The sequence below is a fragment of the Acidovorax sp. KPB24-07 genome (genome assembly GCF_057543315.1).
In genome coordinates this window covers 1-10,841 of the sequence record NZ_BAAJYS010000119.1, presented here as the reverse complement: position 1 = coordinate 10,841, position 10,841 = coordinate 1, and the positions used below count along the sequence as shown (strand labels likewise).

Below are 10,841 nucleotides of genomic sequence, written 5' to 3'. Positions count from 1 at the left end.
CAGCAGAACGCCGCGCTGGTCGAACAGTCCTCCGCCGCGGCGGCCAGCCTGCTGGAGCATGCCGGCCGGCTCAAGAGCGTGGTGGAGGGGTTCCAGTTCCAGGCGCCGCGCGGCACGCTGGCGGCGCCCGCCTGAGACGGCGGCGCATGCCGCCTCGCGTCAGGCGAGCTTGAGGTACACCGTTCCCTGCTCCACACGGACGGGGTAGCTGCGCAGGCCCTGGGTGAGCGGCGCGCACAGCGCGCTGCCGTCCCGCACGTCGAAGCGGCCCTGGTGCAGCGGGCACTCGATTTCGTGCCCCTCCAGGAAACCGTCGCACAGCCGCGCATTGCCGTGCGTGCACAGGTTGTCGGTGGCGAACACTTCGCCGTCCACGGTGTAGAGCGCCACGTCGCGTCCCTCGACGGTCACGCCCACCACGTCGTCCTCGGGCAGGTCGGCGCGCGCGGTCGCCTCGGTCCATCCGGTGTCGATTGCTGGCATGGTGTGTCTCCTCTCAGATGGGGTAGATGATGGAATTCGGGATCATTTCGCTGTCGTAGATGCACTCCTTGCGGGCGAAGCGCAGGCCCTCGGGCGTGCGCACCACCACGTCCAGGTAGCGCCCGACGTTGAACACCGTGGAGGGCTCCGAGAGCTTGGTGCGAAAGACGGCGTAGTTCGCCTCGCACGCCCAGCGGCCCTCCCCGGCCTGCCGCACGATCGGCGCACCGATCACGTGGCGCTGGTAATACGGGTCGTGGAACAGTGTCTCGCGGATGCCGTAGACGCGGTCCTTGAGCATGCCCTGGCTGTCGAACGACAGCGTGGCCAGCGGCAGGCCGCGCTCGTGGTTCTCGCGCGGCTGCAGGCGGTAGAGGCAGTCTTCGGTGAAGAAGCCCGGCCACCGGTCCCACTGCGCTGCGTCGAGCGCGGCGGCATAGTCGGCATAGAGCTGCTGCAGGGCGAAGTAGTCGGCGAATTCGATCGCGGTGGATTGGGCGTCCATGGTTCAGTCCTCCTTTTCCATCACGCCGCGCCAGTACTCGTACATGCCGCGGATCAGCGTTTCGGTGACCATGTGGTCGGTGTCTCCCACCTCCCGGCCGCCCAGCTCCACCAGCGCACGATGGAAAGGCTTTTGCTCGAAGCCCTGCTGCGAGAACTCGATCACCTCGCCGTCGTCGGCCGAGACGAAGCCCGCCGGCCCGAACAGATTGGCCTGGCGCAGGCGGCGCTCGGTCATCTCGTCGGTGTCGTCCTCGAAGCCGAAATGCGTCCATTCGAAATCGAAGGCATCGTGGCCCACGGGCTGGATGTGGCGCGTGGAAACGCTGTTGACCTGCTGCTGCAGGATCACGCTGGGGAACAGCGTGGTCATCACCGCCGTGGGCCCGCCCCACCAGGGCTCGGGCACGATGTCGAGAAAGCGCGGGTCTTCCAGCTGCATGCCGGCCTTGAAGCTGGAGACGTTGGACACGTCGGACTGCTTCTTGGCCTCGCCGCGCGTGGACACCATGGCCGCGTGGCGGTGGCGCGCATCCATCTTCAGCTCCGACTTGTTGTCGGCCCGCCAGAGCCCGAAGGTCACGAACCAGGTGTGCAGCAGACCGGGGTGGTAGGGGTCCTTGATGTTCTCCTGCATCAGCTTCCAGTTGCCCGGAATGCGCTGGCGGTTGTAGCCCAGGATCTTGAGCTTGCGGCCGTTGAACAGGCGATCGAAGTAACCCAGGATCACCGGCCCGAGGAAATCCTCCAGCGACTCCACGCCATGGTCGAACGAGGCAAAGACCACGCCGCCGCGCGTGGCCACCTTGAGCCGCGTCAGGCCGTGTTCCTCCAGCTTGAAATCCGCCGGCATGCCGCCGTGGACCTTGCCGTCCTGCTTGACGCCGCGCCGGAAAGGCACGCCCTGCAGCGCGCCGTCGAGCTTGTAGTTCCACTGGTGGTAGGGGCAGACGAACTCCTTGCGGTTGCCATGGCGCTCCCGGCAAAACCGCATGCCGCGGTGCGCGCAGACGTTCTCCACCACGTGCAGCTGCATGTCCTCCCCACGCACCAGGATGACCGAGCGCTCGCCGATGGCGGTGCGCTTGAAGTCGCCCGGGTTCGGCACCTCGGCCTCCAGGCCCACGTAGCACCAGTGGCCGCGGTAGAAGAACCGCTCCAGCTCACGGCGGTAGATGTCCTCGCTGGTGTAGGCCGCGAAGGGCACGCGGTGCGTGCCGGGGCTTTCCCAGGTCGGATGCAGTGGGAAGACGGGGTGGGGCGTACTCATGGCGTTGTCTCCTTGGGGCTTGTGATGGGGCGCTGCGAATCAAGAGAAGGGAGGGCGCGCAGGAAGGGGCGCTGGCCCCTGCCTCACGGCGTGCTGGCGTAGAAGGCATCCGCGTAGAGGTGCTCGGCGGTGACGCCACGCTGGCGCGCCAGCAGCGACACGGCCTCCACCATGGGCGGCGATCCGCACAGGTAGGCGCGCCAGCCTTCCAGCGTGGGCCAGTCCTGCGCGATCGCGTCGGTGACCAGGCCCGTGCGCTGGCCCGGCGCCGCATCGGCCGCGGCCACCACGGCATGCACCTGCAATTGCGGGTGCCGCTGCTGCAGATCTTTCAGCCACTGCAGGCCGTAGACATCGCGCGCCGATCGGGCGCCGGCATAGACGTGGATGGGGTTGGGCATGCCCGACTCCAGCGCGCCGCGCACGATGGAGAGGATGGGCGCCAGCCCCGTGCCGCCCGCCACGCACAGCATGGGACCTTCGTACTTGCGGCGCAGGTAGGCCGAGCCCAGCGGCCCGCTCACGCGCACCGCATCGCCCACGGCCAGCACCTGGGCCACATGGGTGGACACCCGCCCGCCCTCAACCAGCCGCACGTGGAATTCGAGTTCGTCATCGTGCGGCAACCCGGCCATCGAATACGGCCGCACCAGGCCCGGGCCGAACTGCAACTGCGCGTACTGCCCCGGCGAGAAGTCCAGCGGCTTGGCCGGCTTGAGGCGCAGGCGGCGGATGTCGTGCGTGAGCGTTTCCACCGCCGTCACCGTGGCCTTGAGCGTGCGGGCGGTGTGCACCACCACCTCGTCGGGCTCGGGGATCTCGATGGTGCAGGACTCGCTCAGCACCGTCTGGCAGGCCATCACGTACTGCCCCTCGCCACCACCCAGCGGCGGCATGCGCAGCGCCTGGCCGGAATCGATCACCTCGCCCGAGAGCACCTTGCAGCGGCAGGTGCCGCAGCGCCCGGCCATGCAGCTGTAGGAAACAGGAATCTGGTGCTCGCGCAGCACTTCCAGCAGGTTGGCGCCCGGTGCCACGGGCAGCACGCGGCCCAGCGGCTCGATATGCAGTTCCATCGGGTTGTCTCACTCACGGTCGTTGTTATGGCCCCGATCATTCCTGCGATCCGATAATCAGCCAATAGAATGGCGTGAATACACCGCATCACGCTGATGAATAAAGGTGCCCCGTGGAACTGGAAGACATCGATCTGAATTTACTGGTGGTCTTTCAGCAGTTGCTCGTCACACGCAAGGTGTCGCAGGCCGCGGAAAACCTGGGCCTGACGCAACCCGCGGTGAGCAACGCGCTGGCGCGGCTGCGCCGCCTGCTGGGCGACGAGCTTTTCTTGCGCACGGCCCAGGGCATGCAGCCCACGCCCTATGCCGACCAGTTGGCGGAGTCGGTGTCGTACGCGCTGGCCATGATCCACGGCGCCCTCAACCACAAGCTGGGGTTCGATCCCGCCACCAGCCGGCGCGTGTTCAAGGTGGGCATGACGGACATCGGCGAGATCTACTTTTTGCCCCGCCTGCTGGAGCGGCTGGCCCAGGTGGCCCCGGGCGTGCGCCTGACCACCGTGCGCAATTCAGCCACCGACCTGAAGGACGCCATGGAAGCCGGCAAGGTGGACCTGGCCGTGGGCCTGCTGCCGCAGCTCAAGGCCGGCTTCTTCCAGCGCCGGCTGTTCCGCCAGCCCTACGTGTGCCTGTTCCGCGAAGGCCACCCGCTGCACAAGCGCCGCAGCATCGCACTGGCGGATTTTTCCAAGGCGGAGCACGTGGTGGTCGTCTCCGAAGGCACGGGCCATGGCAAGGTGGACGAACTGCTGGAGCGCATGGGCGTGGCCCGCGACGTGCGGCTCACCGTGCCGCACTTCGTCGCCATCGGCCATATCCTGCAGGCCACGCAAATGGTCGCCACCGTGCCCGAGAAAATGGCCCAGAGCATGGCCGAGCCCTTCGGCCTAGCCTATGCGCCGCACCCGGCCAAATTGCCGCAGGTGGCGATCAACCTGTTCTGGCATACGAAGTACCACCGGGATCCGGGGAACCAGTGGCTGCGGGGGGTGTTGGTGGAGATGTTTGCGGAAGGGGAGTGATGGGGTGCATGGCACGTCCTCATGACTTACACCACATCTCCGGGCATATTGATGCGGCGATGCTTGGCTATGTGCAGCAGAGTAGCGCAACGTCACCTACAGGCTGGTTGTGGTCAGTAACTAAGACCTTGGCGAACGGCAGCTCCCGCTGTATAGCCGACCTCTTGGGGACGGCCGCCTATCTAGGTTGGCTTGAACGCGTGCCCGCCGCGCACGCGCGCAAAGTCAGCGCTTCTTGCCCTGACTCTGAGTGCAGGACCGGCACCGCTTACTGCCTCCGTTAAGTTGCGCGCGAGTGGTTTGCCCCATAGGCAACTGGCCGATCATGCGGCAGACTCGGCCTCAGCAGGGGAAACTAGAACCATCGATATCACAGCGATCTTTGATGTGGGTTCAGCTGAAAATATGCGTTATAGATTAGAAGTTTGGCGATTTGTCATGGGAGAAGGCATCCAAGATTGCTAATCCGGCAGATCGAACGATGACATGGGGGGATAAATAGTTGACTGACGCGCGAACGACCGTTTTCGAGGGGCTACTTGACCCGATCGCAGGCATCGATAACGTGCTTAGGGAGGTAGTGGGAGACCCGAAGCTCGAGCAGCCTCGGCTCATCTACCTGCGGATGCACGAAGACGAACCGCAGCTTGCGTTGCTGGCTGAACTGTTGACAGACCTTCTGGTCGACTACGCAATACCCCTTACAAAGAGGCGGCGTGCCAACCAGGCCGGCACCACCTCACGCTCAGGCGGCAGCACGGCCACACACTCGAGGCTCGTGCGTGAAGCGCGGCAACTGCTCCTAAAATTCACGGAGCAGCACAAAGCTCGCTTTGGCGAGCTTGGTGAGTTGCTCTCCTACGCTATTGCCGTTCACTACATGGGCGCCGCACAGGTGGGTTCGAAGATGGCGCTCAAGACCAACAGCAACATGCCCGTGCATGGTGTTGACGGTCTCCACGTGAGGGCAAACGAGGACGGAACCATCACCTTCTTCGTTCTGGAGTCCAAGATTGTTCCCAATGCGACCGACGCGTCACGAGACATGATCGAGTCGATCTTCGAATACCAGGCGGATCGAGCCAAGCTGCTCAACGAGCTTCGACTTGTCAACGATATGTCGAACCTCGATGCACTAGAGGGTGCTCAGCGCGATGAGGCCAAGTCGTATTTCGATGCGTACTCGAGCACCGGCAATCACCGCAAGCGCCGAGATGTGCACCTCGGAAGCCTGGTGATCAGCGAGGAGGCATACAAAGACAAGCTGGCCTACGACCCTAAGGCAGACCACGACGCTCACGAGAATCACCTCGAGTCCCTATACAAGGCAAAGCACCAGCGATTTCGAGACAACCTTGCCCGCCAAGCTCAAGCCAGAAACGTCAATTTGGCGAAGTGCGAGGTCTTCCTCATCGCAGTGCCGGACGTCGATGAACTCAAGCGTGCTTTTGCTGCACTGAACCCATGACTAGCTTCGCCACTGAAGTCTCTGGCGACATTCGCCAAAACGCTGCATTCTGGATGGATTTGGCGGGCCTACGCGCGATGGGCATCCGATCGACGTTACCCTCTGAGCATGACAGCAAGGCTGGCATCGTCGGGCCAGAGCTTGGCGACGAGGGGCTGACCAGACTGTTGAACTCTGCCAGCGTCTTTGCTCTCGCACATGACGAGGAAAGCCGTGACCTTGCCCAGCAGATTGCTGTCTTCGCATCGCTGGCATTCGACAGCCCGGAGGTTCGCGGCGCGGCTGTGCACATTCTTTCCGGCTTGGGAAACTTCCCAGGGCTCAAGAAGCTAGAGCCTGAGAGTTTAGACAGCTTAGGGTTTCACACCCATTTGCGCAGCGCGCTGTTGAAGGAGCTCGCATCGGTCGAGATGGACGGGTCGCGCATATCGCTAACAGACTTTCAGCTAGACGTCTGGGAAACCCTGAAGTCGAGCGCAGTAACTGCCATCTCGGCGCCGACATCCGCGGGCAAATCGTTCGTCGTCCTCGAGCACCTGGCCGAGACAGCAAATCGAGCTGCGAACTTCGTCGCGATGTACATCGCACCCACTCGTGCGTTGCTGGCTGAAATCCAGGGCAAGCTCGAGCGTCGACTTGCGAAGATCAGCAGCGAGCTCCGCATTACAACGATCCCCGTTCCCGACCCCGAGCATCGGTCAAAGCAGATTTACGTCCTGACGCAAGAGCGCGCGCAGTTGCTGCTCTCGGCGATAGATCTGGTCGATGCTATCGACCTAGTCATCGTCGACGAGGCGCAAGCCATTGGAGACGACAGCCGCGGGATGATCCTCCAGGACGTCATTGAGAAGATTCGCAAGGCGAGCCCAAGCGCTCGCTTCCTATTCCTGGCACCAGGCGCGACAGGCTTCGACTTAGTCGGCGAAAGCGTGGGCTTGAACAACCTGGACGTTATGGAGACGGGACTGTCGCCCGTCGTGCAGAACCGCATCAGCGTCAACTTCCCGCCGGAGAACGAACACGTCGTCCATCTTGATCTGGTCACGGCCGACCGCTTGGACTCCATTGGCTCCTACACGTTCAACCGCGGCTTTGCTTTGGAAGATGACCAGAAGCTCGCGGCTGTCGCCGAAGAGTTCGGTGCGTCTGGGCGATCGCTGGTCTACGCAACGGGTGCCAAGAATGCGGAGGACCTCAGCGAGCTGCTTGCCCTCAACCGAAAGGACAGGGAGACGGAGTCGCTCAATGAGCTGGCCAAGTTCATCGAGCAGCATGTCCACAAGCGCTATTCGCTTGCGAAATTTGTGCGGCGCGGCGTCGCCTTCCATTACGGGAACATGCCAAGCCTCCTGCGCGAGGGCATCGAGACGAGCTTCCGCGAGGGCCACCTCGATTACCTGTGCTGCACCACGACGCTCTTCCAGGGTGTCAACCTGCCCGCACGAAACGTTTTCATCGACACGCCCACTCGAGGCAACAGGGGCGAGCTTCTCGAGGAAGCGTCGCTGTGGAACTTCGCCGGCCGAGCCGGTCGCCTCGGCGAGGAAGTTGTAGGCAACGTGTTCTTGGTCAACTACGAAAAGTGGGAGCACAAGCTCCTGACTGAGCGCAAGCCCTTCCAACTGAAGGTGGCCTTCAAAGAAACCATTGAGGAAGACTTTGATGCGGTGGTCGGACTTTTGGATGCCGCAGCCGAACCGGAACCTGACGAAGAGCGTAAGCGTTCTGCGCAGCGCACGACAGCTGCGGCGGGTCTGGTGCTGTTACGTGCGGCGCAAGGCTCGCTTGAATCGCTTTTGGGACGTCCGAACCTGTCATTGACGCTCGAGAAACGCGAGCAGCTGTCTGCCTCCGCTGACCGGGCGTTGGCCAACCTTGGCCTGCCTGAGTCGGTTCTGACAAGCAGCTGGATGGTCGAGCCAGTGGCCCTCGCCAGTCTGCTCAAGCGCCTTCGGCAGGGCGTTCACAAGAAAGAATTCGCGAAGTTGATGCCTGTGAACCCTTCATCCGACGCGTATGAGGTCTACAACGCCATCTTCAGACGTCTCTACAAGCACCTCGGCAGAGCCAAGCTGAAGGGCGATGAGAACAAAGGCATGAGAGGCTATGTGAACCACGTGACAGTGACTGCCCTCAAGTGGATGCGCGGCGACGCGTTGACTCAACTAGTAAACGAAGCAGTTAGGTTCAAGCTCACTACTGCTAAACAGTCTATAAGGAAGCCACCAGAACAGGCGGTCGTTGACGGCGCTATCCGTGACATGTTCGTTACGATTGAGCAGACCATCCGCTTCACGCTCGTTCAGTGGGCAAAGGCTTACGTAGACCTGCTGAAGTTTGTGCTTTTGGAAAAAGGATATGCCGAGCGCGTGGGGGAAGTCTATGACTTCTCGCTCGCGTTAGAGCTGGGCGTGTCAACAACGACTGGTAGATCCCTGGTCGAGTTCGGGCTGTCTCGCATCACTGCAGCTGCCGTGGCTGGTCTTATTACCGACTCCTCGCTCACCCCAGATAAGGTAAAGGAGTGGATACGGGCCCAGCCTGAGGACATGCTCTCCCAGCTGTCTGGGCTAGTCTTGGCAGAACTTCGTACCAAGGAGCTGTTGGCGCCTGTAGCGGCCGCAGATTGATGTGCTTCAAAGCGCGCCGTCCACGTTCAGCTGTGTTCGACCGCCAAGCTGCGCGACCGGTGGTCGTTCGCGTCGCTCGCCCGAACGTCGAATTACGCTGCCAAGCAGTCTTTCAAAAGCGATCAGCGACGTATCGGAGCCTCACCCCGATACGCCTTGTCCACCGGCTCACCCGAACCAACACAAGCCCCCTCAAAACCGATAGCCCACCCCCGCCGTCACCACCAGCGGATCCAGCCGCACCTTCGCATGTGCAGGCGCCCCGCCCAGTGCCGGCAGCGTGCCAGTCGCCGTGGTCTTGAGCCAGATCTTCTTGGCATCCACGAAGAAGCTCCAGCGTGCGTCCAGCGGCACCTCGAAGCCGGCCTGCAGCACGGGGCCAATGCCGTTCTTCACCTTCAGGTCCGACACGAAGCCGTCGCGGGATTCCAGCACCAGCGTGTAGTTGATGCCGGCGCCGATGTAGGGCCGCACGGGGCCGCCCTCCCACAGCTGGCGGCGCACGGACAGCACGGCGGGGCCGTACTTCACTTGGCCCAGCGTACCCGCGCCAGCCAGGGCGCCGGTGCCCTTGAGCGCGGTGGTGGGCGGCAGGCCCAGGGCGAGTTCGGCGCTCCAGCCTGGGTGAAAGTCGTAGATCGCGCCGAAGCCGATGCTGTCGTTGGAGTCGGCCTTGGCGCTGGCGCCGGGCACGATTTGCCCGCCGGCCCGCACTTCGGCCGAGGTGCTGAAGCCGATGTGCGCGGGGCCTGCGTAGATGCGCCAGGGCGACGGCGGCGACGCATCCGGCGATGCCGGGGTCTGCGCCTGCGCCTGTGCGGGCAGTGCGGCGATGAGGCTGCCGACAGCGGCTGCCACGGCCAAGACAGCGGCGGCCTTGCGTGCCCGGGCGCCTGGGCAAGCGGGCCGCGCCGAGAAAGATCGCGCGGTGATGTGGTGGGGTGCAATGCCTTGCATGGTGTCGTCTCCTGAATTGATTTGTCTGTGTCTTCGCTTCGCCTTGCCGTGCTGCGCGTTGGCGCCGCAGCGGCACCTGCCGATCAGTCCCGGCCGGCCCGCTCGATGCCGCGTGCGAAGCCTTCGGGGTCGGTGAACAGCGCCTCGTGGCTGCCGCCCGCCTCCACGTAGCGGAACAGGCCCAGCCGTTCCGACAGGCGCGGGTGCCAGGGCAGGCTGTGGGGCAGCGCGGTGTCTTCGCGGCAGTTCAGGTACGACTTGCCCAGCGCCAGCGCGGCGGTGGGCTGCGACAGGGCGATGGGGTCGGTCAGGCAGCGCAGCGGCTGCGGGTGCAGCAGGGCGTAGGTGCTGCGCGCCAGATCGGCATCGGCGTCGTTGATGAAGCATTCGCGCCAGACCTCGAAGGGCAGTTGCACGCCGCCGCCGCCAGCGGCCGCGAGGCCCTCGAACAGGGCGCGGTAGTGCGGAGGTGCCATGTCGCACAGGGCCTCGCCGGGCAGCGGCACGAAGGCGTTCACATAGACCAGCCGCCGGATGCGCTCGGGCACGCGGTCGGCGGCGCCGGACAGCAGCATGCCGCCGTAGCTGTGGCCGACAAGCCGCACTTCGCGCAGGTCGTTCGACGCGAGGAACTGCACCAGCCCGTCGATCGCATCCTGCAGGCCCAGCGGGGCCGTGCCATCGCCAGGGCGGTTGCCCGGCAGCGTGGGGCAGTGCACGGTGTGGCCGCGTGTGCGCAGGTGCTCCGCGGTGGCTTGCAGCGTGTCGCCCGTGTGCCAGGCGCCGTGGACCAGGACGTAGGTGTCCGCCATGTCGTTGTCTCCTTGTGTGGTGGGAGACCCATGGTGTCGCGCCTGCCGGGCCGTGGATGGCCGATGCGTGCCAACGTGGCGGACGCTGGGTGCCGTGCGGCTCGCCTTTAACCGGCGCAGGCCGTTGGCTCCGCCTGGCCGTGCTGCGGCACTGTCTGCGGCGACCCTTGCCTGGTTGCCCGACTGAATCCAGCCCGTGTCAGTGCGGACTGGCGAAGGCTTGCGTTGGCGCGCAGCGCTCCTGCGCGGGGGTTCTGCCGCACCACTGGCGACAGGCGCGTGCGAAGTGCGACGGGTCCAGGAAGCCCGCGCGCCGGCCGATCTCGGCCACCGTCAGGTGCCGATGCGAGGGCGCATGCAGCATGCGCTGCGCCACCGCCATGCGCTCGCGCATGAGCAGCAGCGCAAAGGTGCTGCCGCCCGCCGACAGGGCGCGGTGCAGGGTGCGCAGCGACACGCCCACGTCATCGGCCACGTCGGCGGCGGCGAGGCCGTGCTCGCCAAAGCGCTGGCGCACGCAGTGCTCGATGCGCTGCAGCAGGCCGGGCTGGGGCGGCACCTCGGGCGCAGTGCCGCAGGCCAGCGACAACAGGCCGCCCAGGTGCTCGGCCTGCAG

Annotated in this window: 10 protein-coding genes; 3 read left to right on the top strand and 7 right to left on the bottom strand. The window is 64.5% G+C overall.

The window, feature by feature from the left end:
- Nucleotides 1-159: 159 nt before the first annotated feature.
- The 4 genes from AC27IQ_RS13530 to AC27IQ_RS13515 form a co-directional block, all read right to left on the bottom strand.
- Nucleotides 160-483: a non-heme iron oxygenase ferredoxin subunit gene (locus AC27IQ_RS13530; RefSeq protein WP_272566083.1), complete on the bottom strand. Its 324-nt coding sequence runs from the start codon at nt 481-483 to the stop codon at nt 160-162.
- A 13-nt stretch (nt 484-496) separates the two neighbouring features.
- Nucleotides 497-988, bottom strand: coding sequence for an aromatic-ring-hydroxylating dioxygenase subunit beta (locus AC27IQ_RS13525; protein ID WP_284430368.1), 492 nt, complete (start codon nt 986-988; stop codon nt 497-499).
- 3 nt (nt 989-991) lie between these two features.
- Complete coding sequence (locus AC27IQ_RS13520; protein WP_487089769.1) at nt 992-2,257, bottom strand: aromatic ring-hydroxylating dioxygenase subunit alpha; 1,266 nt, start codon at nt 2,255-2,257, stop codon at nt 992-994.
- Between the two features lie 83 nt (nt 2,258-2,340).
- The gene (locus tag AC27IQ_RS13515) at nt 2,341-3,333 is read right to left on the bottom strand and encodes a 2Fe-2S iron-sulfur cluster-binding protein (RefSeq protein WP_487089768.1); all 993 of its coding nucleotides are present in this window, start codon (nt 3,331-3,333) and stop codon (nt 2,341-2,343) included.
- Between the two features lie 113 nt (nt 3,334-3,446).
- Here AC27IQ_RS13515 and AC27IQ_RS13510 point away from each other — a divergent pair, with 113 nt between their 5' ends.
- The 3 genes from AC27IQ_RS13510 (at nt 3,447) to AC27IQ_RS13500 (ending at nt 8,456) form a co-directional block, all read left to right on the top strand.
- The gene (locus AC27IQ_RS13510; protein WP_272549877.1) at nt 3,447-4,358 is read left to right on the top strand and encodes a LysR family transcriptional regulator; all 912 of its coding nucleotides are present in this window, start codon (nt 3,447-3,449) and stop codon (nt 4,356-4,358) included.
- A gap of 502 nt (nt 4,359-4,860) precedes the next feature.
- Nucleotides 4,861-5,826 carry a HamA C-terminal domain-containing protein gene (locus AC27IQ_RS13505; RefSeq protein WP_487089767.1) on the top strand — a complete coding sequence of 322 codons (966 nt, stop codon included), beginning with the start codon at nt 4,861-4,863 and terminating at the stop codon, nt 5,824-5,826.
- The gene (locus tag AC27IQ_RS13500) at nt 5,823-8,456 is read left to right on the top strand and encodes a DEAD/DEAH box helicase (protein ID WP_487089766.1); all 2,634 of its coding nucleotides are present in this window, start codon (nt 5,823-5,825) and stop codon (nt 8,454-8,456) included. The genes AC27IQ_RS13505 and AC27IQ_RS13500 overlap by 4 nt, the downstream gene beginning before the upstream one ends.
- Before the next feature lie 192 nt (nt 8,457-8,648).
- Here AC27IQ_RS13500 and AC27IQ_RS13495 read toward each other — a convergent pair whose 3' ends face one another.
- The 3 genes from AC27IQ_RS13495 to AC27IQ_RS13485 all read right to left on the bottom strand — a co-directional run.
- On the bottom strand, nt 8,649-9,413 hold the full coding sequence (locus AC27IQ_RS13495; RefSeq protein ID WP_487089765.1) for an OmpW/AlkL family protein: 765 nt from the start codon (nt 9,411-9,413) through the stop codon (nt 8,649-8,651).
- 83 nt (nt 9,414-9,496) lie between these two features.
- Nucleotides 9,497-10,225, bottom strand: coding sequence for an alpha/beta fold hydrolase (locus AC27IQ_RS13490; RefSeq protein ID WP_487089764.1), 729 nt, complete (start codon nt 10,223-10,225; stop codon nt 9,497-9,499).
- 199 nt (nt 10,226-10,424) lie between these two features.
- On the bottom strand, nt 10,425-10,841 hold a 417-nt coding region (locus AC27IQ_RS13485; RefSeq protein WP_487089763.1), incomplete at its 5' end, for a helix-turn-helix transcriptional regulator.